This is a genomic window from Brevibacterium renqingii, from assembly GCF_017808105.1.
GTDB lineage: Bacteria > Actinomycetota > Actinomycetes > Actinomycetales > Brevibacteriaceae > Brevibacterium > Brevibacterium renqingii.
Genome location: NZ_JADBHF010000013.1, coordinates 45,685 through 71,349 on the forward strand (window position 1 = coordinate 45,685; position 25,665 = coordinate 71,349).

Genomic DNA, 25,665 nt, shown 5'->3' on the forward strand with positions numbered 1-25,665 from the left:
TCTGGGCCCCTGCCTCAGTGCCCGCCGACGAGTCCGGCTTCGTAGGCGAGCACGACGGCTTGGACGCGGTCGCGGGCCTGGAGCTTCATGAGGATGCGTCCGACGTGGGTCTTGACCGTCGGCTGGGCGAGGAAGAGGCGCTGCCCGATCTCCGTGTTGCTCAGTCCCTGCGCGATGAGCACGAGCACTTCCCGCTCGCGCGGGGTCAGCGAGTCGAGGCGACGGGCCGCGGCATCGTCGAGCAGGCTCGGCTGCGTTGGCGCCGCTTCGGCTTTCGGTGCCGCTTCGCCCGGCCCGCCGCCTGCCGCGTGATCGGTGCCCCGTCCGCCGGCGCCGAGGCGGGGCAGCAGTTCGTTGTCGAGCAGGCGCCTGGTGGTCGTGGGGGCGATGACGGCTCCCCCGTCGATGACGGTGCGGATCGAGTCGAGGAGCATCTCGGGGAGGGTGTCCTTGAGGAGGAAGCCGGAGGCTCCGGCCCGCAGGGCGTGCAGAGCGTACTCGTCATCGTCGAAGGTCGTGAGCACGATGATCTTCGGGGTGCGGATCCGACCGCTGTCGGCGAGCTCGAGGATCCGCTCGGTCGCCTCGATCCCGTCGACGCGGGGCATGCGCACGTCCATGAGCACGACATCGGGCTGTTCGCGGCCGACGATGTCGATGCCGGCCGCCCCGTCGCCGGCCTGACCGGCCACGTGCATATCGGGTTGGGAGTCGATGACCATGGCGAAGCCGGCCCGCACGAGGGCCTGGTCGTCGACGAGGACGACGCGCAGGGTGTCGGGATCCGCTGCCTGCTCGGTCATCGCCTGCCCCCGTTCTCGTCGCCCGGCGTCGTCGTGCCCGGCAGCGCCGTGCCCGGCAACGTCGTGCCGGACGTCGTGCCGAGCGCGGTCGCGCCTGCGACATTCGCCCCCGCTTCCCCGACATTATCCGCGCCCGCCGCGCCGACGTCGTTCGCACCTTCGTCGTCGAGGCCCTTCGCACTCGCCTCGGCACCGCGTTTGAGAGGGAACCGGGCCTCGACGAGGAACCCGGTCGCGGTCCCGAAGGCGCTGCCGGGCACATTGCCCGAGGTGAACGCGGGCTCGGCCCCCGAGGTGCCGGAGGCACCGGACATGCCGGCCGAACCGGGAGCGTCGGCGGAATCGGTGATCCCCGTCGAGTGGATCGTCCGCGTGCTCAACGAGCCTCCGTAGAGGGCGGCGCGCTCCTTCATGCCGATGATCCCGTGGCCGTGGGCGCGTTCGTTTCCGGCGCGGTCCTTCTCCGGCTCCTCCCCGGCCCCGTCGTCGCTGATGCGGATCACGAGTTCACGGCCTTCGACCTGCAGGCTGACATGTCCGCGCGCGCTGCTGCCGGCGTGCTTGAGCACATTCGTCAGCGCCTCCTGCACGATCCGGTACACCGCGAGCGCTGCCCCGTCGGGCAGCTGCTCCTCGTCGAAGCCGGAGATCCCCGAAGCCGAGACCGGCAGGCCTGCCGAACGGACATCGGCGATGAGCGATTCGATGTCGCCGATGCCCGGCAGCGGAGCCTTGGACCGGCTGTCGTCCTCGTCGGAGCGGAGGAAGCCGAGCAGTGAGCGGGTCTGGGCGAGGGCTTCGCGTCCCGTCTGGGAGATCGTCTCGAGGACGCCGACGGCCGCGCTCGGATCGGTCTTGGCGACATAGCGGCCGCCGTCGGCCTGGGCGATGACGACGGAGAGCGAATGGGCGATGACATCGTGCATCTCCCGGGCGATGCGCATGCGCTCGGCATCGGCGGCCAGGCGGGTCTCGGATTCGCGTTCGCGTTCGAGGAGGCGGTTGCGCTCCCTGACGCCTTCGATCTCACGCCGCCTGCGAAAGACGACCCCGCCGAGCAGCCAGGCGATGAGGACGATCGCCGCGCACAGGGCGACCATCGTGGCAAGCAGCAGATACTCGCCGGCTTCCAAGGGCCGCGAATCGGGCCCGATCGTGGCCTGCAGCGATACGAGGTACAGCCACCCGCCGAGCAGCAGCGCTCCGACGAGGCCGAACACGAGCACGATGCGGCCGTGGGCCCGGGTGCCGAAGGCCGTCGTCGAATAGATGGTCAGCGGCACGGCCACGATCCCGAGGTTCGGGCCGATCATCGTGATCACGCTGAGCAGGCAGCCGACTGCGATGACGGTCGAACTCATCAGCGGTCTTATGCGGCGCAGGGCCAAGGGGACCGTCTGGAGCAGGGCGATGAGGACGTGGATGGGCACCGGCAGGGAGGACAGGTCGCTGGCCTCGGCGGTAGCGAGTTCGGTGCTCACACCGATGAAGGTGACCGGCAGCGCCCAGACGATGGAGTCGAAGATCCAGGGACGGGAGGCGAGGAAGATGCGCAGGCGCTCCAGCCGGTCGGGTTCGGCTCGTGCGGGATCGGGCAGGCTCCTCGGGGTCTCGGACGGTCGATCGCTCATGTGCTTCATGCTAGTGCGCGCCCCGGCGACGGTGCATCATACCGAGGGCTGACCCCGACGGTGCTGCGGCTGTCCCCGGCGATGCTGAGAGTCTGCCTCGACCGGGCTGAGCCTGAGCAGCGACGCCAAGCGATATGACACAATGACTCACGACGCATGATCGCATGCGCCGCGGCGGTGGGGCTCGCCGTACCCAACCTCGGGTTCCCGTTCACGGTCCTCGACAACAGTCCCTACCTCAGTCGGCACCGGCATGCCCGAAAGGTAGGAGAGAACATGCATCGTCCCACCCACCTGCGCGCTTCCTTCCTCGGTCTCGCCTTCGTCGGCGGCATCGGCGGCACCGCGGCCCGTGAGGCGATCAGCCTCGCCGTGCCCGCGGTCAACGGCATTCCGGTCGCGATCTTCGCCATCAACGTCCTCGGCGCCTTCCTCCTCGGCCTCCTCCTCGAAGCCCTCGCCCGCAGCGGACCCGACGAAGGCGTGCGGAGGACGATGCGCATCCTCATCGGCACCGGCTTCATGGGCGGTTTCACCACCTACAGCGCCCTGGCCGCGGATGCGGCACAGCTGCTCGGCCGAGGCGCCGCGGCAGCGGGGATCGGCTATGGCCTGGCCACGGTCGTCCTCGGCGGTCTGACCACCTGGGCCGGCATCGCCGTCGGAGCCGCCACGCACCGCCGACCGGGGGCGCAGCAGGTGCCCGTCGATCCCGACCTCGCCGAGGCGGCTCCCGAGTCCCGGAACGGAGGACAGCGATGACGTGGATCGTGTTCTCAGGCATCGCCGTCGCCGGCGGCTTCGGCGCGGCCGTCCGCATGCTGCTCGACGGACTCATCAAGGCCCGCCTGGCCGGAGCCGTGCCGTGGGGGACGATCCTCATCAACGTCTTGGGCTCGCTCGCCCTCGGCTTCCTCACCGGACTCACCGCGCATCATCTGCTGCCGGAGGTCTGGCATCTCGTCATCGGCACGGGATTCCTCGGCGGCTATACGACGTTCTCGACCGCCAGTGTGGAGACGGTGCGGCTGGTGCAGGAGCGCAGATGGGCGGCCAGCCTGGTCAACGCCCTCGGCACGCTCGTGCTCGCCACCGGTGCCGCGGGTGTGGGCCTGTGGCTCGGCGGACTGGTGTGAGACCGGGGATGAGAGAACTCTCATCGCCGCGGCGCTGAAACTCTCCCGCCCCTCGTCCATACTGGGGGCATGAGGCGCTACGGTTGGATTCTCGGCATCGGCGCCGTCCTGCTCTGCGTCCTCGCCTGGATCGTCGTCGGGAAGTCGCTGGCCGATGATGAGACGAAGCTCGGTCCCCCGATCGTCATCCCCTCGGCCACCTCGACGACGGCGCCGCAGAGCGAACCGACGCTCGAAGAGTCCCGCGCCCCGAAGTCGCCGAGCTCTCCCCCGCCCGGATCCGCGGACGGCGATGCCACCGGCGCCGAACGCATCGCCCCGGCCCCGCCGCGCCATGCCGGAGACGACGAGCGCGACGATGATCGCGACGATGACGATCATGACTCCGATGATGCCGACCGCGACGACACGGACGACGACCGCGACGATGACGACCGTCACGACGCCTACGATGAAGACGACGACCACGACGATCATGACGACGCGGAGGATGACGACGAGGACGACGATGACGACTGATCAGCGCCGCGGGGTGACCGCCCGCACGCGCATCCTCGCATGGATCATGCTCGTGCTCACGATCGCGGTCTTCGTCATCGTCCTCTCGACCGCCCGGGCCGAGCTGTCCCGGGTGAGGATCCAGGCCGACGCGGAGCTGCAGCACGAAGTCGACAAGTTCCGCGACTTCGCCTCGAAGCCCGACCCCACCGACGGTCGCCCCTACGCTTCGGTGCAGAAGCTCATGACCAGCCACCTGCAGACCAACCTGCCCGAGCAGTCCGAGACCTTCTTCAGCATCATCGACGGCAAGGAGGACCAGCGCAGCGTCGACAATCCCCCGGTCCGTCTCGACAAGGATCCCGGATTCGTCGCCGAGGCCGCGAAGGTGACCACGCCGCAGACCGGCGAGCTGAGCACCGACTCCGGGCGGGTCGCCTATGCGGTCATGCCCGTCGAGGTCGAAGGACAGTCCCAGACGGCGCAGCTGGTCATCGTCGAATTCCTCGCCGGACAGTACGAGGAGGCGTGGGCGACGATCTGGACGATGACCGGGATCGCGGTCATCGCCCTCATCGCCGCGGGATTCTTCGGCTGGCTCGTGGCCGGCCGCGTCCTCGCTCCGATCCGCGAACTCAGCGAGACCGCCTCGGGCATCGGCGAGGACGACCTCACCCGGAGGATCGAGGTCACGGGCAACGATGACGTCGCCCACCTCGGCGACACCTTCAACCGGATGCTCGACCGGCTCGAATCCGCCTTCGACGGGCAGCGGCAGTTCCTCGACGACGCCGGTCACGAGCTGCGCACGCCGATCACGGTCGTGCGCGGACACCTCGACGTCATGGGCGACGATCCCGAGGACCGGCGGCACACGCTCGAACTCGTCGGCGACGAGCTCAAACGCATGTCCCGCCTCGTCGACGAGCTCATCATGCTCGCCCGCAGCGAGCGCCCCGATTTCCTCGTCCTCGCCGAAGCGGACCTCACCGACCTCGTGCTCGAGAGCTTCTCGAAGGCGAGCGCACTGGCCCCGCGCCGGTGGATCATCGACACAACCCCTGAGGCGTTCGGCGTCGTCGACGAACAGCGGCTGACGCAGGCGCTGCTGCAGCTGGCGGCCAACAGCGTTGACTACACCGACGAGTCCGACACCATCGCCTTCGGCGGCCGGATCGCAGACGAGGATTCCGAGAGGATGGTCGAGCTGTGGGTCCGCGATACGGGCACCGGTGTCGGCGCCGAGGATCAGAGCCGGATCTTCGAACGCTTCGCCCGCTCGAAGAAGACCAGACATGGCCGCCAGGGCACGGGCCTGGGGCTGACGATCGTCGACCGCATCGCCAAGGCCCACGGCGGGTCCGTCACCGTCAGCTCCGTCCAGGGCGAAGGGGCGACGTTCCTGCTGCGACTGCCCTGGCACCGGGAAGAAGGAGAGACCAGTTGACCCGCATACTCATCGTCGAGGACGAAGACCGCATCGCCTCCTTCGTGGCCAAGGGGCTGCGGGCCGAGGGGTTCTCCCCCGATGTCGTCGAGGACGGCCACGAGGCGATCGAGCTCGTGCGCACCGGCCGCTACGACCTCGTCGTCCTCGACCTCGGCCTGCCGGGCCTCGACGGCTTCAGCGTGCTGCGGATGATCCGCAGCGAACGCCATGAGCTGCCCGTCATCATCCTCACCGCCCGGGAGTCGATCGAGGACACCGTCGCCGGACTGTCGAGCGGCGCCGATGACTATATGCGCAAGCCGTTCGCCTTCGATGAGCTCCTCGCCCGCATCCGGCTGCGCCTGCGCGCCGCCGACCCGCAGGAGGCGACGGTGCTGCGGGCCGGCGATATCGCCCTCGACGTCCGCACCCGCCGCGCCCATATCGGGGACACCACCGTCGAGCTCAGCTCCCGCGAATTCACCCTCCTCGAGGTCTTCGTCAAACACCCCGACCAGGTCCTCAGCCGCGCCCAGCTGCTCAGCCGGGTCTGGGGCCTCGACTTCGACCCCGGTTCGAATGTCGTCGACGTCTACGTGCGCTATCTGCGGGAGAAGCTCGGCCATGAGACGTTCGAGACCGTCCGCGGCGCCGGCTACCGGCTGCGCGTGACGAAGATGTGAAAGCTCTCGAAGATGTGAAAGCTCTCATCTTCACCTCATCGTGGTCTTAACCTCGCCCACCAGAGTGGATGGTGAACGTCAAAAGGAGGAACCATGCCATTCGCCATCGCCGTGGGCACCGATCTGGTCGCCATCGTCGTACTCGCCTACGTCCTGTACTTCCGCCGTCACCGTCGGCGCGATCTGCTGCTGTCCTATGTTGCGCTCAACATCGGAGTCGTCGCGGTCACCTCGGCGTTGGGATCGGTCGAGGTCGGCGTCGGGCTGGGCATGGGTCTGTTCGGCATCCTCTCGATCATCCGTCTGCGCTCGGACCAGATCACGCAGCAGGAGATCGCCTACTACTTCACGGCCCTGGCGCTCGGCCTGCTGGCCGGACTCCATCCGGAGCCGATGTGGCTGACCCCCGTGCTCTCCGCGCTCGTCATCCTGGCCATCGCGGTCCTCGACAGCCCGCTCATCGCCGCCTCGACGCACCGTCACACCCTGACCCTGGACCGTGCGATCACAGATCGGGACGCGCTGATGGCGCACCTGACCGAGATGTTCGCCGCCGACACCGTCCGCGTCGAGGTCCTCGACATCGACCTCGTCCGCGACACCACGCTCGTCGACGTCCGCTACCGGGCCAAGCCCCGCCGCCGGTCCGGTGCCGCCGAGGCCGCGCAGCCCGGCAGCCGCGCCGCTGCCGACCATATGCCGGGAATGCTCGACACCGAGGTCCGATGATGCGGGACGCCACCATCGCCGAGGCAGTCCCCGACGAGGGCATGAACCCCGCCCTGGCAGGCGGGCCGGCGAGCGCCGACAGCGCCGAGGCCGCCACCGCGAGCGGGCTCGCCCTCGAGACGCAGCTGCAGCGGCTGGCACCGATCTCGCTCGACGAGATCAACGCGCAGGCGAGGCTGATGACTCGCGTCGATCGGAAGTACTTCCTTCCGCGCGGGCTCTTCATCGACCTGCTCGCGGCGACCCGGGACGATTTCCGTGTCCTCGAGATCGGCGGCAAGCACCGCTTCGAGTACCGCACCACCTATTTCGATACTCCCGATTTCCGGTTCTACCGTGACCATGTCCAGGAGCGTCGGCACCGGTTCAAGGTCCGCACCCGCACCTATGTCGATACCGGGACCTGTCATCTCGAGGTGAAGTCGAAGGGCTACCGCGGTCAGACGGTCAAGGAGCGCATCGCCCATCCCCTCGAGTCTCCGCTGACGCTCACGCCCGGGGACCGGGAGTTCATCGACTCCGTCCTCGACGGAGCACCGGCTCAGGCGGGTCGTAGCTCAGCCGACCGCATTGGGAGCGCTGGCCGCAGCGCGAGCACTGGCCACAGTGCGAGCGCCCGTGCCCGATTGCGGGCCGCGGACCTCGAACCCGTAGTCGAGACTGTCTACGACCGCATCACCCTCTGCCATGCGGACCAGCGGCTGACCTGTGACCTCGACATCCGCGCGGTCCACGGTGATGAGCAGCACGTCGGGCCGAGCGATGTCCTCGTCGAGACCAAGTCGCCCGGTGGCGGCGGGATCTGGGACGGTCTGCTCAAGCAGGTCGGCGTCCGGCCGCACAAGGTGAGCAAGTACTGCGTCTCGGCCGCGCTGCTCTACCCGCAGCTGCCGAGCAACCCCTGGGAGAGGACGATCCGCCGGTACTTCCGGTGAGGTCGGCCCTGCTGAGCCGGAGCCCGGCCTCGTTCAACGCTGCGACAGAATATCGACACGGGGCAGCGACGATATTCTGACTCAGCGTTGAACGAGCCGCACCGTTGAACGGGCCGCACTGTCGTGCGCCCGAAGCTCAGGAGTGCGTGTATTCCGACCGGGGCTGTGTCTTCTTCCGCCCGCGGGCGAGGTCGACCAGTCCGATGATTCCGGCGAAGACGATGACGAGCGCGATGAACCCGAAGCCTGCGACGATGGCCGCGCCGTAGCCGGCCATCGGCTGGACGATGAAGAAGACTGCGGTGACGATCGCGATGCCGATGGCCGTGCCCACGCGCTGTCCGGTCTGCATCACGCCGCCGGAGCTTCCCGCGTAGTCGACGGGAACCTCGGCGAGGGTGAGCGTCTGGTTCGGGCTGATCGCCATGCCCTGCCCGAGACCGGTGATCCCGAGCGTGAGGAGCAGCCACCAGATGCTGATGCCCCAGGCCTCATGGGCCAGCACCAGGAGCGCCGAGGCGACGACCCCGGCCAGGCCGATTCCGACCCCGAGGACGACCATCTTGCGTCCGAAGGTGAGCACGACGCGGCCGGCCGCCTGCGCGGCGAGGGCCGAGAGCAGTGCCGAGGGCAGGCCGACGAGGCCCGCATGGAGGGCGGAGAACCCGAGGCCGTTCTGCAGGTAGAGGGCCACGATGACCCAGATGCCGGGCATGCCGACGAAGTACATGGACGTCAGCGATGCCCCGTAGGCGAAGCTGCGGGTCCGGAACAGCTGCATGTCGACCATCGGCGATCCGCCTCGGCGGGAGTAGCGGTTCTCCCACCGCACCCACAGCCAGATGACGACGGCGCCGACCGGGACGAGCGCGTAGATCCAGGCCCCTGCGCTGCGTTCGAGGAAGGGCAGCATGATCAGCAGCGTGCCCACGGCGAGCAGGACGAGTCCGACCGGGTCGAAGTCGGCGCGCTGCCGGTCGTGCGGCTCGGACTCAGTGTCGGACTCGGGCTCAGTGTCGGACTCGGAGTCGGTGCCGACCCAGGCGCTCTTCGGGAGCCAGAACCGGCCGAGGATGATCGCTGCCAGGGCGATCGGCACGTTGATGAGGAACGCCGAACGCCATCCCCACTCCTCGCCGAGCACGGCGATGAGCCCGCCGCCGAGGACGGGCCCGATGCCCACGGAGACGCCGACGATCGTGCCGAACATCCCGAAGGCGCGACCGCGCACCTTGCCGTGGAAGTACTGTTGGAGCATCCCCACGCCCTGGGGGCTGAGCAGACCGGAGCCGAGGCCCATGACGACGCGGGCGATGTTGAGCACGAGCGGATCCGGGGACAGCCCGGAGATGAGGGAGCCGAGGGCGAAGACGCTGACGCCGATGATGAAGAGGCGGCCCCGACCGAAGAGATCGCCGGCGCGCCCGGCTGCGACGAGGAGCACGCCGAAGGCGAGCGTATAGCCCGAGAGCACCCATTGGATCGCCGAGTTCGACGCCCCGATCGAGCGCTGCATGTCAGGGAGGATGACATTGACGATCGAGACGCTCAGCAGCGACATGAACATCGGGACGAGCATCACCGCAAGGATCTTGCGCTGCTCGGCGGTCATGACCGTCTCGGAAGTATCACTCATTCGTATTGTTCTACTCCCCCGCGCTCACAAGCACAATCGGTGACCGTGGTGCGATTGCTCACGCACCTCGAGGGCTGCTTCTCCTTGTCAACTGCAAACGGCCCTGTCTGCGACAGAAAGCCCTGTTCGCAACCAGTGCTTTCTGTCGCAGACAGGGCCGCAAGGAAGCCGTCCCGTCAGAGCGGGCCTACTCCCCCTTGCCGATCGCCTCGGCGGCGGTCGGGTCCGACGAGCGCAGGAACTCCTCGATGCGGGCGGCTTCCTCACCCTCGCCGATGGCGCCGGCGGCCCGGCCGAGCGCGTAGAGGGCGCGGAGGAATCCGCGGTTGACCTCGTGCGAGTACGGGATCGGCCCGGCCCCGCGCCAGCCGGCGGCGCGCAGAGCGTCGAGACCGCGGTGGTAGCCGACGCGGGCGTAGGCATAGGCGTCGACGAGACGGCCCTCCTTGTGCGCCTCATCGGCGAGCTCGGCCCAGGCCAGCGACGAGGCGGGGAGGGCGGCGACGACGTCGACGGGCTCCTCGCCGGCGTCGATGCGCGTCTTGGCCTCCACGTCCGGGTGGTCGTCGGGCAGGTAGGTCGGCTGCGGCCCGAGCTGGCTCGCGTCCAGGTTGCCGATGTGCGATGGGCTGCCGATGGGCTGGGTCATTGCTTCTCCTTCTTGATCAGTTCCTTCCTGATCAGTATCGTCATCTGCTCGCCGAGGCGGCTCCCCGCCTCCGAGTCACGTTCAATCGGTCTTCACTTCGGAGGGCAGCACCTCATACGGGTTCGTGCTCAGTGCGCCGAAGGCGCCCGCATCGGCGAGCTTGTCGAGCTGCTTCTCGTCCTTGACGCCGGTGGCCCACACATCGAGGTCCGAATCGGCCCAGGTCGACACGGCGTCAGCGCGCACTGCCACCGCGGTGTAGCCGGACTGTGCAAGGTCCTCGGGAGACGACGTCGCATAGTCCCCGGTGAACATCGCGTCGACGCCGGCATCGGCGGCGGCACGGGCCACCTCGGCGTCGGCGGTGCGCACGATCGTCGAATCCGTCAGCTCCGCCTCGGTGATGGTCTGCAGGGCGGGACCGGCGACCTTAGCGGAATCGATCTCGGGCAGGAAGACGGTGTCGCCGCCGAGCTCGTCGACGAGTTCGTCCCAGGTGATGGGCTCACCGGCCTTCGTGTCCTTGCGCGGAGGCGAGATCGATGCGTCGTCGAACTCGTCGGCGGTGACCTCGTCGAGGCCCTTCTTCAGGCCCATCGACTTCGCCGCGGTCTCGGGGTCGGCGGCGACGATCGTGCCGTCCTTCAGAGCGCTCAGGGTGGGCGCCGGGAGGTAGCCGAACTTCACGTTCTCCGTGAAGGCGAGCTTCGAATTGGCCGGGTACACGGCGGAACCGCCGTCGAGTGCGGCGACGGCCGGCGGATTGAGCGAATCGACGGTCAGCTGGTCCTTGCTGCCGAAGATGTTGAACAGCAGCACGCCGACGAGGGCGACGAGGACGATCGCACCGGCCCACAGGGGTGCGTTGAACTTCTTCGGCTCCGGACGCTCGGGCACCGGGAGACGCTCATGGGATTCGGGTTCGACCGCCGGCAGAGGGTCGTTGACTCCGCGCCCATAGCGGTCTCTGTCGACGCGGCCTGGCTTCCGCTTGCTCATCGGCTTCCGTCCTTCGTCGTTCCCGCTCCGGTCACCAGGCCCCTGAGGAATCCGGCGCCCCAGCACAGATGCATGGTCGGCAGCACGATGCCGAACCAGAACCGTTCCCGTCTCCCGCAGTCCTTCGCCGCCGAGGCGGTCGCGAGGATCCCGGCGATGTAGCCGAAGCTGGGCACGTGGACGAGTGAGGTGAATCGGCGGAGGAGCTTCGGCCACGTCTTCGTCCGGCCCGTCAGCTGCAGCAGGGTCTCGATGACGGCGGCGCTCATGCCGAGCACGAGCAGCGGTGGGGCGAAGTAGCGGATGGAGTTCTGCCCGCCGTAGCGGCGGATGAGCTCGGCGCGCCAGATGCCGGTCGCCCAGAACTGGCGGGCGATCTTCGACCACGTTCCGCGCGGCCAGTAGGTGACCTCCATGTCGGGGTTGAACCAGATGCGGCCGCCGGCGGTGCGGATGCGCAGGTTGAGCTCCCAGTCCTGTCCGCGTCGGATGCCTTCGTCGAAGCCGTCGAGGGTTTCGAAGACCTCGCGTCGGTAGACGCCGAGGTAGGCCGATTCGGCTTCCTGCGCCTCGTCGCCGGAGTGATAGGCGGGGCCGCCGAGGCCGACCGGGGACATGTAGGCGCGGGCGACGGCCTTCTGGAACGCGGTCCTGCCCTTCGCGAGCATGAGTCCCCCGCAGTTCGCGGCCTTGGTCTCGCGGAGGGTGTCGATGGCCTGCTGCGTGTATTCGGGGTTGAGTCCGGAGTGGGCGTCGACGCGGATGATGACCGGGTGACGGGTCGCGGCGAAGGCGAGGTTGAGCCCGATCGGGGTCGCGGCCTCCGGGTTGTCGACCGTCTGGATCCGCGCATCGGCGGCCGCCATGTCGGCGATGATGCGGTTCGTGTCGTCGGTCGAGGGGCCGAGGGCGAGAACGACTTCCTTGTCCCCGTCGTAGTCCTGGGCGAGGATCGTGGTGATCGCCTGCTCGATGTGCTCGGCCTCGTTGAGCACCGGCATGATGTAGGAGACTCCGGGTCTCTCGGCCAGCGGCGGCAGGCCCTCCGGGGTCAGGATCTCAATTGCTTTCGACACGCTTTCAATCTTCCCACATGTGCGCGGGCGCGGCCTTGAGGGGTCACACAGCCTGGTGGAGCCTGCGTCGGCGACCTGCGTCGGCGACCTGCGAGGACTCGAGGTGCCGGTCGGCGATCTGCGGTCCGAGGTGACGACGACGACCTCGCGGCCGATCAGCCCGCGACGACGGCCTCGATCGGCAGATCGTGCGTGCAGGCGAACTCGGTCCAGTGCGCGGTGGGCTCGGCGGCGAAGGCGCGTTCGAGCGCCTCGTGCTCGGATCCGAGGTTCGCGGCCAGTGATTTCGCGAAGTGCGGCTCGAGACAGGCGACGGCCACGTGCCCGTCCTGTGTGGCGTAGGTGCGGTAGAAGGGCGAACCCCCGCCGAGGTGGCTGCCCGGTGAACTCAGACCGTGCCGGGCCGGTCCTGCCGCCCAGGCGGCCGCCTCGTCGAGGACGACACGTCTGACGATTCCGCCCGTTTCCCCGCTTCCGCGCTGTTCCTTCCGGCGCAGACCGGCCACGGCCTCGAGCGCGGCGTGCTCACCGCCGAGGACGTCGGCGACGGGCACTGTCGGCATGCTTTCGGGCACGAGAGTGGCGTGCGCGGCCTGATAGGTGAGGTCATGTCCGGGGACATCGGCGCGGTCGCCTGCGAAACCGACGATCTCGACGTGGACGAGAGCGTTCTCCTCGACGAGTTCGGGCACGCCCAGCGCGGCCGCGGCCTTCGGGCGCATGGCGGTGAGCAGGATGTCGGCGTCCGCGGCGAGCTCGCTCAGCCGGCCGCGCCCCGCAGGGTCCTTGAGGTCGATCGTGAGGATCTCCTGACCTGCGGTCAGCTCCTCGTAATAGGCGGGGACGGCAGCGGCGAGGGCATCGCCGGCCGGCGGCTCGACCTTGATCACACGCGCCCCGAGGGCAGTCAATCGCGCCGCGGCCAGCGGCCCGGGCAGATTGCCGGCCAGCGAGATCACTGTCACTCCGTCAAGCGGCTGCCGATCATCCATCGTCTCTCCTCAAAGGTGCGGGTCACGTGTCCGGTTGAAAGTGCTGGCCATGTGCAGTTGGCCAGGTGAGTCATGTGCGCGGGGGTCGGCTCGAACGCCGCCCGCTCAGAGGTTCTGCCACTCCGGCTTGTTCGCGTAGGCGTGCCGGTAGTAGTCGCCGAGCTGCAGGCGCGACGCCGCCGCATCGTCGACCAAGATGGTGACGTGCCGGTGCATCTGCAACACCGTCGCCGGCCACATCGCCGAGATCGGTCCCTCGACCATCTGGTGCACGGCCTCGGCCTTGTTCGCACCCGTGGCCACGAGCATGAGGTGGCCGGCCTCCATGATCGTGCCCATCCCCTGGGTCAGGCACAGCGTCGGCACCTGCTCGAGGTTGCCGTCGAAGAAGCGGGCGTTGTCGACGCGGGTCTGCTCGGTCAGGGTCTTCACGCGCGTGCGAGAGGACAGGGACGACCCCGGCTCGTTGAAGGCCACGTGCCCGTCGGTGCCGATGCCCAGGATCTGCAGGTCGATTCCGCCCGCCTCGGCGATCGCTCGCTCGTAGTCTGCTGACGCGGCGTCAAGGTCTTCGGCGAGGCCGTCCGGGCCGTGCACGGCGCCGGGGCCGAAGTCGACGCGGGAGCCGATCTCCGTCTCGATGACATTGCGGTAGCGTTCCGGATGATCGGCGGCCAGTCCGACGTATTCGTCGAGCATGAACGCCTGCGCTTGGGAGAAGGACAGGCCGTCCTGCTCGTGTCTGCGGGTCAGCTCATCGTAGATGCGCAGCGGGCTCGATCCGGTCGCCAGCCCGAGGACGGGGGCCGCCTCGGTGCGCAGCAGCCGTTCGATGGCGTCGGCTGCCAGCATCGCCAGCGTCTGATCATCGGCGATGACAACTTCCATGGGATCTCCCGTCTGCAATGCCTCGGCGTCGTCGTCCGTGCCACGCCCGATGACCGCACGGTGACGTCTCGGCCCTGGTCGGCTTCCACCTCGACGTCCGTTCTGCGTTCCATTGTATGAGTGCGCCGCGCCCTGATCGCGTCGCCTCACCCAAGCGCTCCGAACTTCGTTTCCCTCGGTCGCGGCTCGCTCGCGGCTCGGTCGCGCGGTCGAAAAAGCGCCCTTGTCATATGCTCCGGCGGTGTTCGACTACTAGGGTGGTAGGCAACAGCGGTCGCGTCGCGGCCGACATTACGACGCATTGGAGCATCATGACTGGATTCGCGGTCACCATAGTTGTAGTCATCGTCATCCTCGTCATCGCCGTTCTGCTGTTCGGCAAGCTGCGCACGAGCATGTTCTTCACGGTGAAGACGCAGGAGAACGTCATCGTCGAACGGTTCGGGAAGTTCAAGAAGGTCGCGAAGCCGGGGCTGAACTTCAAGATGCCGCTCGTCGAGACGACGAGCAAGCCGATCTCTCTGCGCGTCCAGCAGCTCGAGGTCAACATCGAGTCGAAGACGAAGGACAATGTCTTCGTCACCGTGCCGGTCGCGGTCCAGTACGTCGTCGAAGAGGACAATGTCGCCGATGCCTACTACCGGCTGGCGAACTCGGAGGAGCAGATCCGCTCCTACGTCTTCGACACCGTCCGCTCTGCGCTGTCGGGGCTAACTCTCGATACGGCATTCGAATCGAAGGACGACATCGCGGAGAACGTCGAGCGCCGGCTTTCGGAGTCGATGAAGCGCTACGGATTCAAGATCGTGAGCACGCTGGTCACCGACATCACTCCGGATCCGAAGGTGCGCGACTCGATGAACTCGATCAACGCCGCTCAGCGCGACCGGGTCGCCGCACAGTCCCTGGCTGAGGCCGACAAGATCAAGCGCGTCACCCAGGCGGAGGCCGAATCCGAGGCGATGCGCCTGCACGGTGAGGGTGTGGCCTCGCAGCGCAAGGCGATCGCGAACGGCATCGCCGAGCAGTACGCCAAGCTCAAGGAGGTCGGCATCGACAAGACCGCCGAGCAGCTGCTGATGATGACCCAGTACTTCGACACCATGCAGAACGTGGCCCAGGAAGGGCGGTCGAACGTGCTGTTCATGCCCTCGAACCCGGGCGGTCTGGGCGAGATGGGTCAGGAGATCCGCAACGCCCTGTTCGCCGCCAACGCCGCCGAGGACGGCGCCACGCTGAGTGCTCCGGGCAGCCGGTATACCTCGAGCCGCCGCTCGGATCGCGACGATGTCCCGCCGCAGCCGACGACGCCGCCGAACTCGGGCGGGGCCGATCAGCCGAACGCACAGTCGCTGAAGTCGAGAGCACAGTCGATCGCCCAGCAGTGGACGAGCCCACAGCAGCCTCCGCAGGATCCACGGTAATGATCGACCGCTGAGCCCGCACCGCGCGTCAGCCGCGGAACAGCCGCGGGACGAACGCGGGACGAACGCGGGGCAGCCGCAGGACGAACGCCGGCCAGCGCCCGGCCGCGCAACGCGCCACCGACGAAAGGATGAATCATGAGGGCCCTCTACACCGCAGAAGCACTGGCCACCGGCGAAGGCCGCGATGGCCACGGTCGCACGAGCGACGGACAGGTCGATGTCGATCTCGCCACCCCCACGGAGATGGGCGGCAGCGGCAACGGCACGAATCCCGAGCAGCTCTTCGCGGTCGGCTACGCGGCCTGCTTTCACTCGGCGCTGCGTCTCGTGGCGGGTCAGACCAAGGCGAATATCGAGGATTCTTCGGTCGGCTCCCGCGTGAGCCTCGGCAAGGACAACGAGGGCGGCTTCCAGATCGCCGTCGAACTCGAGGTCACCCTCCCGCACCTCGACAAGGCCGAGGCTCAGGCATTGGCCGACAAAGCCCACAAGGTATGCCCGTACTCCAACGCCACCCGCGGCAACATCGACGTCACCATCAACGTCACCGACGACTGAGCTCGGGCCCCGCAGCTGAAGGGTCGGCAGACAGCACGGCTGAGGGGAGGGTGAAGAACTCTCTTCACCCTCCCCTCAGCCGTGTGCGGACTGACTGACCGTCAGCGCTCGGTCATCGCCTCCAGCGCGGAGCGTTCGACCGCCTCGGCGACGGCCGGCGCCACACGGGAATCGAGCGCACCGGGCACGATGTAGCCGGGAGCCAGGTCATCGCCGACGAGGTCGGCGATCGCCCGGGCAGCGACGAGCTTCATGTCATCGGTGATCTCGTCGGCATCGGCGTCGAGGGCGCCGCGGAAGATTCCGGGGAACGCGAGCACATTGTTGATCTGGTTCGGGAAGTCGCTGCGGCCGGTGGCCACAACGGTCGCGTACTTCGCGGCGATGTCGGGGGCCACCTCGGGGGTGGGGTTCGACAGGCCGAAGATGATCGCTTCGTCGGCCATCTTCGCCAGGTGCGCCTCGTCGATGGTGCCGCCGGAGACGCCGATGAAGGCGTCGGCTCCGTCGAGGGCCTCGCCGATCCCGCCGGAGATCCCGCGCGGATTCGTGGCGGAGGCGATGGCCTGCTTGGTCTCGGACAGGTCGGATCGGCCGGATTCGACGATGCCCTTGGAGTCGAGGACGACGACATCGGTGACGCCGGCGTCGGCGAGGATCTTCGCCACTGCGACGCCTGCGGCACCTGCGCCGGAGACGACGACCTTGATCGAGTCGAAGGACTTGTCGACCACGCGCAGCGCGTTCGTCAGCGCCGCGAGGACGACGACGGCGGTGCCGTGCTGGTCATCGTGCATGACCGGGATGTCGAGCGCGGCCTTGACGCGGTCCTCGATCTCGAAGCAGCGCGGGGCCGAGATGTCCTCGAGATTGATCGCGCCGAAGGTCGGGGCCATGCGGATGATGGTCTCGACGATCTCGTCGGTGTCGTTGGTGTCGAGCACGATCGGGATCGCGTTGAGACCCGAGAAGCTCTTGAACAGGGCGCACTTGCCCTCCATCACCGGCAGGGACGCCTGCGGCCCGATGTCGCCGAGGCCGAGCACGGCCGAACCGTCGGAGACGACCGCGACGAGGCGGCCGGTCCAGGTGTGCGTGCGAGCCAGCTGCGGCTCGTCCTTGATCGCGGTGCAGACCTTGGCCACGCCCGGCGTATAGGCGATCGAGAGATCGCGCTGAGTCTGCAGCGGGCTCGTGAGCTCGGCGGACAGTTTGCCACCCTCGTGCGCGGCGAAGATCTCCTCATCGGTGATCGGAGACTGCGAGTTCTGGTCGGAGGCGGTGGAGTTATGGGCGGTGGTCGTCATGGTTGATCCTCGTGGTTGTGCGACGGCAGGGCGGTGCCGGTGCCATCGGCAGTGATCGTCGAAGCGCCGAGGCCCGTGTGGGTGCGTCGACAGCAGAGCTCGAATGAGCTCGAATGAACTCGAATGAGCTCGTCGACGGTGACGAACCGGAATGAGTTCGTCGACGGCGGTCGGAACGAAGAACTGGTCACCAGTGAAGGATGATCGGTGACGTCTGCGCGTCCCGTGGTGCAGACCCTAGGTGAAGGGCGCCGCGGTTGCGCGCTGTGCGGATACGGCTCGCATGGGGCGAGTACCGACCTCATGGGTCGCATCCGGCAACCCGATCAGCATAACCGATGACCTCCCTCATTTCACGCGAAAATTCGCTTAAATCGAGGCCGCATGTCCGCTGAGGTGGCATGTTCTGCAGACCTTTCGCCGAGGCGGCTCCCCGCTTCCCGTTCCCCGTGGCAGTTCCTTGTGTCGGTCTTTGTGTCGGGTTCTGTGCCGGTTCCTGTGTCGGTTCCTGTGTCAGTGGCGGATGCGAGGATGATCAGAGAACGAAAGCACAGTTCATACGAAATCGAGAAATATTCGAATCTATTTTATTTTTGCTATGGCCACTGGCTTTTTGATCGTGTATCATGATGCTAAGAGCTTTTCAAATCAGCCACACTACTCCGACAACGAGGTCCGAGGCAGGTGAGAACAACATGAAGGGCACCACTACCCGGTCGGCTCCGCCGCGGGCCGGCAAGCCGGGAGCGACGAAGCCGTCACCGCGCTATGCCATCCGCTTCGAATCGAACATGACCCGATTCGCGGAGGTCGCGACAGCCTCGGATCGTGCCCATTTCGCGGTCCTCGAGTCAGCTGCCGGAGTGGTGCTCGAGCAGATCTTCCTCAACCTCGAGTTCTCAGTGCCCGAGGGCTCCGAACCTTTCCGTTGCGAGACGATCGCAGGAACTCTGGCCCGTCGAGACGGGGAAGCAGAGGGAGACATCGAGGCCCGTCGCAGCGGAACCGACCGTCAAGCCGCCAGCGACCGTCCGGCCGGCAGCGGCCGAACCGTCAGTCAGACTGCCGAGACGACTTCCTCGTCTCTCGTGCCCTACGACGAAGAGTTCGCTCGTGCCCAGAAGAAGGAGGCCGCAGAGTCCGCTCGACGCTTGCTTCCGGAGTTTCCCGAGTTCGATCCCCACACGTGTTTTGCGACGTGGGTCTACGACAACGTCGAACCCGAAGACCTGGTCGAGATCTCGACCGCGCTCGGCACCAACACCCCTCGCACCTATCGGCAGCTGTCAGCGGCGATGACGATCCTCTACGGCCTCCCCCGTTTCGCCGACCGCGTCCGTCGTGGCCAATTCACTCAGGCTCATATCGACGTCGTCTCCCAGCTGTGCCGCAATCTTGCATTCCAGCACCTTCCCGACGTCGACTCGTTCCTGGCCACTAAGCGGGCCGATATCACTTGCGAGACTCTGCGCAGGGCACTGCAGAAGATGATCAGCCTGCTCGTACCTCCGACCGACCTGACCGAGATCGCCACGAAGCGTCGTCGGGTCGATGTCGAAGGCAGCAAAGACGGCTCGGCCTGCCTCATCGTAAGCGGTCCCTCGGCGGAGATCTACTCCTGCTACAACCGCATCCGCGCCATGGCACGCGCTGTCCATGGGAAGAACACGACGACGTTCAATCTGCCGTCCGGGATGGAGCTGAACGACGATCGGACCATCGACCAGCTCCAGTACGACCTGCTGATCAGGCCGGTCCCCGAACTGAGCGTCAAAGTCCTCTCGGTCGACCCGATCACAGGCATCCGAACCACCCGCGAAGCTCCACTGCTCGATGCCGACGGGGAAATGGTTCCCGGAGTCGATTCCGACGCCGGTCTTGAGGACTTCGCCGAAACAGTGGCAAGGAAATCAACGAGTTCGGGATCGGCTGGTGGCTCGCCCACGATCTCAGGATCGCCTCGGGTCGCACCCACGAGTCCAGGAACGCCCCCAGTCGCACCCACGAGTCCGGGCGGAATGCCCAGGCAGCACCCGGCGGACGTCGAACAGTCCGACGACTGCGCTGCCGGCTCTGCGTTCCGCCCGGACTCCGAGGACAACCTCGGTCCCGTGGAGTATTGGGTGAAGCTGCGGATGCCGACCAGTCAGTGGTGGCTGTCGCAGCAGGCCGCCACCGTCGCAACCGTTCCTTTCCTCACCCTGACCGGTGACTCGGAGCTGCCGGGCACTTTGGCCGACGGCTCGCCGATTCCCGCCGAGGTGGCCCGCACGATCGCTGGTCGTTCGAAGACCATCCAGAGGATCCTCACCGACCCCGCCACCGGAACCCCGATCGATGCGAAGGCCACGAGCTATCCGGTTCCGAAGGATCTGCGGAAGACTTTGGTAGAGCAGTGGAACAACTGCACCGTTCCCGGTTGCCAGCGCACAGCGGAGAAGTCTGAGATGGACCATGTCATCCCGTTCTTCCACCTCGACCCTCTCAAAGGAGGGCTCACTCGGTTTGGCAACCTCCACCCGCTGTGCAAAAAACATCATGCGCTCAAGACTGCCGGTCGCCTGGGGGTCACTATGCCTGATTCCTGGCAGCTCGACTACGACTTCCGGCACGGAATCTCCACCACGGTGTCGCCTCCCGACCAGCCGATCAATATCGCTCAAGCTCTGGAATTCGCAGCCCTGGCCGACATGCGCCCTGAGCGTTGGCGGCTGCCCGAGCAGATGGCCCCGCCTCCCCCGATGGTGCTCGAACTCATGCCTGGTGAATCGTTGATTCGCCAGCGCGACGAGGCCAAGCGCCTCGCGGAGGAACGGGAAGCCCGGAATCGACGACTGTCACAGGCGCTCCAGGATCAGCGCACAGCACGACAGCGGAGGATGGTGCAGCGATCTCTCGATTGGGAGAATGCCGTATTCCAGCTCTGCCTCCCACCCGGTTCCGATGCGTCATCGATGAAACAGCTGACCGGCAACCGCTACTTCGCCGAATTCACAGAACGCATGCGCCGTAAGAGTCGAAACAAGACTGGCACATCTGCGTCTGCCAAGTCCGCAGCCCGAGACCTCTCAACCGACAGCAGCACGACTGACACAACTGCGTCCGGCACACCCACAACCGCTGACCGTGAAGGCGGCGCTCGCGAAGGAGACAACAGCCGCTCCCGCCGAGGCGTCGGCTCAGGAGCCAACGACCCCTGGGACGCTCGTTACACCGGTAACCAAGTGAACTGGGATCGCGACCTCGAAGTCGATCCGCCGCCGTTCTGATCACGTATACGAACCCGACAAACCATCCTTCCCCCTCTCGGACCGCGCATCGCTTCCCGGCGCACATAACCCTTCGAAAACCGTGCTTTCCTTCCCCGCCCGACACTCTCCGGACAATCCGGCACTGATCGTCGAAACGGGTTAGGCTCGCTGATGGAGCGGGCGCGGCCCGCCTTCTCTTATGTTTTTCCTCAGCAGGAGTGGAATATGGGCGTGCTCTTTCTGGTCCGACACGGACAGGCCTCATTCGGCACCGACGACTACGACCGCCTGTCCGACCTCGGCAAAGAGCAGAGCCGCATCACAGGCAGCCACCTCGGCGCGCAGAGTGTGCATCCCGTTCGCATCGTCCACGGTCAGATGCTGCGTCAACGACAGACCGCTGCGGGCGTCGTCGAGGGCCTCGGGCTTCAGCTGGAGACCGATATCGACCCCGGGTGGAACGAGTTCAGCGCCTGGGAGCTCACGGGCGCGCTGGGCAAGACGGATCCTCGTGCGAAGCACGATTCGAAGATCTTCCAGACCGAGCTGGAACGCGGCTGCGCCCGTTGGGCCAGCGGTGACTTCGACACGGAGTACGGGGAGACGTTCTCTGAGTTCACCGACCGAGTCGACGGCGCGCTCGAGAAGGCATTCGCGACGATGAGCTCGGGTGAGGCGACGATCGTCGTCTCGAGCGCCGGAGCGATCTCCTGGACGGCGGCTCGGCTGCTCGGCGGGGGCTTCGACCAGTGGATGGCGTTCAACCGGGTGACCATCAACACCGGCATCACGAAGATCATCACCGGGCGCAACGGCACCAGCCTCATCTCCTTCAACGACCACGGGCACCTTCCGCCGGCCGACGTCACGTACCGGTGAGCCGGCTTCGCCGATCCGCCTGACCGACCTGCGTCGTTGATTTTCGGCGCCACTGTCGACAAACGCCAGAGGCGGAGCCGATGTGGTTCGGCTCCGCCTCTGTTTACGTCTCACGCTCGCGCATCATCACATCTGGGCGGTCTTCCGCCGCCGCGACACGAGGACAGCAGCGATTCCACCAATGATGAGGACCACACCGAGGAGGCCGAACGTCACTGTCCCCGCGGCGCCTGTCCTCGGCAGTCGATCGCCGTCACTGCCGCGATCGTTTCCGTCGGTGTCGCTCGCAGATCCAGCGGCTGAGGTGCCGTCGCCGGCGGTCGCGCTCGACGCAGCGGCATCCGCGTCGATCGTGCCCGACGCAGCATCATCCGCATCGGAGCTCGTCGCAGCCGACCCGTTCGAGTGATCAGCATCCGAATCCGTGGTCGCGGAGTCATCGCCGTTCTAGTTCGCCGAGGTTGAGCTAGTGGCATCCGGATTCATCGACGAGTCCGCGTCAGGATTCTTCGAAGAGTCCGCATCAGGGTCGGCCGAGGAGCCTACGTCCGAGTCCTTCGACGCGTCGTCCTTTCCATTCGGATCAGTCGAGGCATCGTCCTCGCCCTCGGGATCCTTGGACGCGTCGTCCTCTCCAGTCGGGTCGGTCGAGGCGTCGTCGTCGCCCTCGGAATCCTTCGAACCATCGTCTTCACCAGTCGGGTCAGGCGAGGCGTCGTCGTCGCCCTCGGGATCATTCGAGGCATCATCTTCGCCGTCGGGACCCGCTGAGGCGCCGGCATCCGGATCACCGGCACCGACGTCCTTCTTGTTGACCACGTCGGAGAACGTCGCCTTCCGCTTCTCACCGTTGATCGTCACGGTCTGCGACTCGTCCGAGAGCACGTATCCATCGGGAGCGCTGGTCTCCTTCACGGTGTAATCGCCCCAGGCCAGATCCGTGACTTCGAACCGGCCGGCAGCCTCATCGGCGTCATGCTCTCCGTTGTCGGCCACGACGAAGTCCTTGCCGTCCGGCCCCGTGAGAGTGAACTCCGCTCCGGCGAGCGCCTTCCCGTCTTCGTCGACCTTCTTCCAGCTCAGCGCCCCAGGAATCTGCTCGTTGACGATCCGGCAGGCGATGATCGCGTCGGTGTCGACCGCCTCGGTGAGTTCGAATCCATCGGCGATGTTCCTGGTGCCGACTTTGCGTCCATCCGCGGTGCACACCGCGTTCGATCCGGCCTGCTGCTGCAGCCGGTAGCCTTCCTGCTGCTTCTCCGTGGCCTGCACGCCTTCGGCCGGCGTCTTCAGTTTGAAGCTCACCGTCCCGTCAGCGCTGGTGGTCTTCTCGACTCCGTCCACAGAGTCCGGGGACGAGATCGTCCAGCCCTCACCTGGGAACTTCGCAGTCGTCTTTCCGTGCTCCCCGACTCCGGGGTCGATGAGTTTCGTGACGTTGAGAGTTCCGCGGCAGCTCTTCGTGGCGATCTCACGGAGCTGTTCGGTCAGCACGGAGTAGTCGGAGACCACGTAGTAGTCCTCGCCTGCGGTCTGACCGGAGACCAGCTTGATGTTGGCCTCGTTGATCTCGCTGCCCACCCCCAAGCCGACGATCTTGGTTCCCTGCGACTTCAGCGCGTTCGCCGACTCGATGGCCTTGTCGATGTCGATCTGGTCGGTCCGCGTACCGCGGTCGGTGTTGCCCCGCTCGGATCCCGGCACTCCGTAGGCTGTGGGTTTGCCGTCGGTGACGAACAGGACCAGATCGTGGTCCGTTCCGTCGAGCTGTCCGAGTCCGCGGTCCCAGTTCGTGCCGCCTGAGTCCTGCGGCACTCGCCGGAGCGAGTCGATCCGCTCGTTGAGCGCGTTCACGGAATCGGTGGTGGCGACGGACGTACTGGCGATCGGCTCGTTGGTGCCATCGGGGCCGAAGGTTGCGAAGGAGTTGACAGACACCCTGCTCGGGGTTCCGGCGAGACCGCCGGCGACGGCCTTCGCGGCCGCCTTCGAATCAGCGACATCGCGATCGGACAGAGAGTTCGACAGGTCGAGGACGACGCCGATATCGAGGCCGCACCTGTCTGCCAATGAGGGGTTCGGCTGGGGTTCGGGCGCAGCCTGCGCAGGTGCGACGGCAGCGCCGAGGAAGGCGAACGAGGCAAGGACGGACGATGCGAGGATCGCCGCCCCGTGCTTCGTCAGAGGATGTCGCGGTAGAGACAAGGGGATGCTCCTTCAGAAAGGGCCCACCGACTGCACGTTCGTTGAACGACAGGCGAGGGGATGCACTGACGATGGCGGGTTGAGGCGGCCCTGCAGCCACGTGGTTCCGCAGGGCCGTCTCGGATGAGTCCGGGACTCGGAGGGGACCCGAATAGGCGGCTGTGCAACCGCCGGCTCGGGCGTGGAGCGGCCTTGGGTCTTGACCTCTCCACAGATTGAGACCCGCGTGCGGCTGCTTTCGTTCGCGAGTTCCGAAAGTTTTTCTCCACAGCACGGAAACACCGAGTCGCTCCTGCTCCCCCGGCCGACATTCCCCCGGTCCCGGCCGACGTTTCGCCCTTGTTCCGTCGAGCCGCGAGTGTTTGGGACGCCGAGAACTTCTCCTGTAGAGTTTCAGCACTCCCCCGAAATGCCCCGAACTGTTCCCCGAATCACAGTTGAGGTCCCCATCATGCATATTCAACAGCGACGTCCGTGCCCCTCCCCCGAGGCGCTGAGCCGATGACCGAGGCATGGTCCTCTTCGGCCGACGATTCCCATTCCCCATTCGGACTTCCGCGCACGAGCAGCGAGCTCAGCGACTCCGAGCTCTGTGCCCGCATCCGGCACCACCGGCCCGATTCCTCTGCCGGACGCTCAGCGTTCGGCGAGCTCTATGCCAGGCATCGGCTGCCCGCACTCCATCTCGCGCTGCGCCTCAACCGCGACCGCAGTCGAGCCGTGGACGCCGTCGCCGAGGCTTTCGCCAAGATCTGGCGCGCGTGGGGACAGAACGCGGGCCCCGAGGAGTCATTCAAGCCCTACCTCATGGCCGCTGTGCGCTCCGAGTCGTACCGGCGCACTGCGACGAACCGCGCCACCACGGTCGTCGAGCCCGAGGTGCTGACGTTCCTCGCCGACAGCGAACCGAGCGACCACGCCGCCGAGGTGGCTGAACGCGATCAGCTCGGCCGAGCGTTCCGAGGACTCCCCGACACATGGCAGAGCGCGCTCACCCTGATCGACATCGACGGGACACCGACCGCCGATGCGGCCGAGTCCATGGACCTGTCTCCGAACTCGTTCAGCTCGCTCCTCCGCCGCGCCCGGGAAGGTCTCCGGGCCGCCTACCTGCAGGAGCACGTCGAACCGAGTCCTCCCGAGTGTGCGGAATACTCCGCCGAACTCGCACGCTTCGTCCGCCAGCAGCTGAGCCCGAAACGCGCCGAGGCGATCGAGGCGCATCTCAGCCACTGCAGTCACTGCCGCCGTCAGTCCTTCAGACTCCGCAGTCTCAACACGACGTTCCGGGCGTGGATCACGCCTGCCGCTCTCGCCGCCGCGCTCATCGAGATCGGCCATTTCCCCGAAGGGGCATTGCTGCTGTCCGAAGGAAGCACGATCGGCGTCGCGTCCGCACCGCACTCGAGCTCCGCCGCTCCTGAACCCCACTCGAGCGCACTCGCCGGGGGGTTCGAAGAGCAGCGCAGGCACAGCGGCTGCGGGAAGCTCCGGCGGCAGCACGGCCGGCATCGCAGCGGGGGCCTCGGCGGTCAAGGTCGCAGTCGCAAGCATCGCCGCGACCGCGGCGATCGCGGCGATCGCGGCCGGTACTGTCACACTCGTGAATCTTCAGAACGACTCTGCCCCGCAGACCGCCGCTGCGGCGGAGACCTCCTCGGCGCCTGCCGCCTCGACACCGCCGACACCTCGGCCGACGTCTTCACCGGAAGCGACAGCGTCGGAAGACGGCAGTGGGAAGAGCGCGGGTGCAGAGGAACGCCCGGAGAAGGCGGGCCCCGAACGCTCCAATCCGCGCGACGAGGCTCGAACGCCGGGCCAACGTGAGGAACCGTCGCCGGAGACGGAGGACGCCCATGCGCCCGACGCTGAAGCGGAGAGCCAGCCGGCTGGCCCGGGTGACCGGGATGAGCCTCGACAGGAGGACAAGGAGAATCAGCCCGCCGAGGCTCCG

At 67.0% G+C, this 25,665-nt stretch carries 23 protein-coding genes; 12 read left to right on the top strand and 11 right to left on the bottom strand.

Translation table 11 applies throughout. The features are described from left to right. Positions 1-14: 14 nt before the first annotated feature. Together IHE57_RS13380 and IHE57_RS13385 are read right to left on the bottom strand one after the other, a co-directional pair. Positions 15-803 (bottom strand): response regulator, encoded by a 789-nt coding sequence (locus tag IHE57_RS13380; protein ID WP_209373721.1) that lies wholly within the window; start codon positions 801-803, stop codon positions 15-17. Beyond that, complete coding sequence (locus IHE57_RS13385; protein ID WP_209373723.1) at positions 800-2,434, bottom strand: sensor histidine kinase; 1,635 nt, start codon at positions 2,432-2,434, stop codon at positions 800-802. Before IHE57_RS13385 ends, IHE57_RS13380 begins: the two co-directional genes overlap by 4 nt. A 156-nt stretch (positions 2,435-2,590) precedes the next feature. Between IHE57_RS13385 and IHE57_RS13390 the strand changes: the two genes are divergently transcribed. From IHE57_RS13390 to IHE57_RS13420, 7 genes are all read left to right on the top strand, one after another. Next, a complete protein-coding gene (locus tag IHE57_RS13390; protein ID WP_253720273.1) occupies positions 2,591-3,196 on the top strand; it encodes a fluoride efflux transporter FluC in 606 nt (201 codons plus the stop codon). Then, a complete protein-coding gene (gene crcB, locus IHE57_RS13395; protein ID WP_209373725.1) occupies positions 3,193-3,570 on the top strand; it encodes a fluoride efflux transporter CrcB in 378 nt (125 codons plus the stop codon). Before IHE57_RS13390 ends, crcB begins: the two co-directional genes overlap by 4 nt. Positions 3,571-3,639: 69 nt before the next feature. Then, positions 3,640-4,089 carry a hypothetical protein gene (locus tag IHE57_RS13400; protein WP_209373727.1) on the top strand — a complete coding sequence of 150 codons (450 nt, stop codon included), beginning with the start codon at positions 3,640-3,642 and terminating at the stop codon, positions 4,087-4,089. Continuing rightward, positions 4,079-5,515: a sensor histidine kinase gene (locus IHE57_RS13405; protein ID WP_209373729.1), complete on the top strand. Its 1,437-nt coding sequence runs from the start codon at positions 4,079-4,081 to the stop codon at positions 5,513-5,515. Before IHE57_RS13400 ends, IHE57_RS13405 begins: the two co-directional genes overlap by 11 nt. Next, positions 5,512-6,180 (top strand): response regulator transcription factor, encoded by a 669-nt coding sequence (locus IHE57_RS13410; RefSeq protein ID WP_209326189.1) that lies wholly within the window; start codon positions 5,512-5,514, stop codon positions 6,178-6,180. The genes IHE57_RS13405 and IHE57_RS13410 overlap by 4 nt, the downstream gene beginning before the upstream one ends. 93 nt (positions 6,181-6,273) lie before the next feature. Next, positions 6,274-6,909: a DUF4956 domain-containing protein gene (locus IHE57_RS13415; protein ID WP_209373731.1), complete on the top strand. Its 636-nt coding sequence runs from the start codon at positions 6,274-6,276 to the stop codon at positions 6,907-6,909. After that, positions 6,906-7,844, top strand: a complete 939-nt coding sequence (locus IHE57_RS13420) for a polyphosphate polymerase domain-containing protein (protein ID WP_209373732.1) — start codon at positions 6,906-6,908, stop codon at positions 7,842-7,844. Before IHE57_RS13415 ends, IHE57_RS13420 begins: the two co-directional genes overlap by 4 nt. Positions 7,845-7,980: 136 nt before the next feature. Here IHE57_RS13420 and IHE57_RS13425 read toward each other — a convergent pair whose 3' ends face one another. The 6 genes from IHE57_RS13425 to nagB form a co-directional block, all read right to left on the bottom strand. Beyond that, on the bottom strand, positions 7,981-9,480 hold the full coding sequence (locus tag IHE57_RS13425) for an MFS transporter (RefSeq protein WP_209373734.1): 1,500 nt from the start codon (positions 9,478-9,480) through the stop codon (positions 7,981-7,983). A gap of 187 nt (positions 9,481-9,667) precedes the next feature. Beyond that, positions 9,668-10,129 (bottom strand): DUF3151 domain-containing protein, encoded by a 462-nt coding sequence (locus IHE57_RS13430; protein ID WP_209373735.1) that lies wholly within the window; start codon positions 10,127-10,129, stop codon positions 9,668-9,670. Between the two features lie 81 nt (positions 10,130-10,210). Further along, positions 10,211-11,128 (bottom strand): hypothetical protein, encoded by a 918-nt coding sequence (locus tag IHE57_RS13435; protein WP_209326184.1) that lies wholly within the window; start codon positions 11,126-11,128, stop codon positions 10,211-10,213. Next, a complete protein-coding gene (locus IHE57_RS13440) occupies positions 11,125-12,204 on the bottom strand; it encodes a glycosyltransferase family 2 protein (protein WP_209326183.1) in 1,080 nt (359 codons plus the stop codon). Before IHE57_RS13440 ends, IHE57_RS13435 begins: the two co-directional genes overlap by 4 nt. A gap of 155 nt (positions 12,205-12,359) precedes the next feature. Continuing rightward, on the bottom strand, positions 12,360-13,196 hold the full coding sequence (locus tag IHE57_RS13445; RefSeq protein ID WP_209373737.1) for a CoA transferase: 837 nt from the start codon (positions 13,194-13,196) through the stop codon (positions 12,360-12,362). A 105-nt stretch (positions 13,197-13,301) separates the two neighbouring features. Continuing rightward, positions 13,302-14,084: a glucosamine-6-phosphate deaminase gene (gene nagB / locus IHE57_RS13450; protein WP_209373739.1), complete on the bottom strand. Its 783-nt coding sequence runs from the start codon at positions 14,082-14,084 to the stop codon at positions 13,302-13,304. A 311-nt stretch (positions 14,085-14,395) separates the two neighbouring features. On the opposite strand from nagB, the gene IHE57_RS13455 reads away from it, so the two are divergent. Both IHE57_RS13455 and IHE57_RS13460 read left to right on the top strand, forming a co-directional pair. After that, positions 14,396-15,508: an SPFH domain-containing protein gene (locus tag IHE57_RS13455; protein WP_209373741.1), complete on the top strand. Its 1,113-nt coding sequence runs from the start codon at positions 14,396-14,398 to the stop codon at positions 15,506-15,508. A 138-nt stretch (positions 15,509-15,646) separates the two neighbouring features. Beyond that, complete coding sequence (locus IHE57_RS13460; RefSeq protein ID WP_209373744.1) at positions 15,647-16,069, top strand: organic hydroperoxide resistance protein; 423 nt, start codon at positions 15,647-15,649, stop codon at positions 16,067-16,069. Between the two features lie 101 nt (positions 16,070-16,170). Here IHE57_RS13460 and IHE57_RS13465 read toward each other — a convergent pair whose 3' ends face one another. Then, positions 16,171-17,376 carry an NAD(P)-dependent malic enzyme gene (locus tag IHE57_RS13465; protein ID WP_209373746.1) on the bottom strand — a complete coding sequence of 402 codons (1,206 nt, stop codon included), beginning with the start codon at positions 17,374-17,376 and terminating at the stop codon, positions 16,171-16,173. Positions 17,377-18,071: 695 nt separating this feature from the next. Between IHE57_RS13465 and IHE57_RS13470 the strand changes: the two genes are divergently transcribed. Continuing rightward, positions 18,072-20,645 carry an HNH endonuclease signature motif containing protein gene (locus IHE57_RS13470; protein ID WP_209373748.1) on the top strand — a complete coding sequence of 858 codons (2,574 nt, stop codon included), beginning with the start codon at positions 18,072-18,074 and terminating at the stop codon, positions 20,643-20,645. 207 nt (positions 20,646-20,852) lie between these two features. Continuing rightward, the gene (locus IHE57_RS13475; RefSeq protein WP_209373750.1) at positions 20,853-21,506 is read left to right on the top strand and encodes a histidine phosphatase family protein; all 654 of its coding nucleotides are present in this window, start codon (positions 20,853-20,855) and stop codon (positions 21,504-21,506) included. Positions 21,507-21,632: 126 nt separating this feature from the next. On the opposite strand, the gene IHE57_RS16780 is transcribed toward IHE57_RS13475, so the two are convergent. Both IHE57_RS16780 and IHE57_RS13485 read right to left on the bottom strand, forming a co-directional pair. Then, entirely contained in the window at positions 21,633-21,857 is a 225-nt protein-coding gene (locus IHE57_RS16780; protein WP_366933966.1) for an LPXTG cell wall anchor domain-containing protein, read from the bottom strand. Between the two features lie 96 nt (positions 21,858-21,953). Next, positions 21,954-23,711, bottom strand: a complete 1,758-nt coding sequence (locus tag IHE57_RS13485) for a SpaA isopeptide-forming pilin-related protein (RefSeq protein WP_209373754.1) — start codon at positions 23,709-23,711, stop codon at positions 21,954-21,956. Between the two features lie 501 nt (positions 23,712-24,212). On the opposite strand from IHE57_RS13485, the gene IHE57_RS13490 reads away from it, so the two are divergent. After that, complete coding sequence (locus IHE57_RS13490) at positions 24,213-25,538, top strand: sigma-70 family RNA polymerase sigma factor (RefSeq protein WP_209373756.1); 1,326 nt, start codon at positions 24,213-24,215, stop codon at positions 25,536-25,538. Positions 25,539-25,665 lie beyond the last annotated feature (127 nt).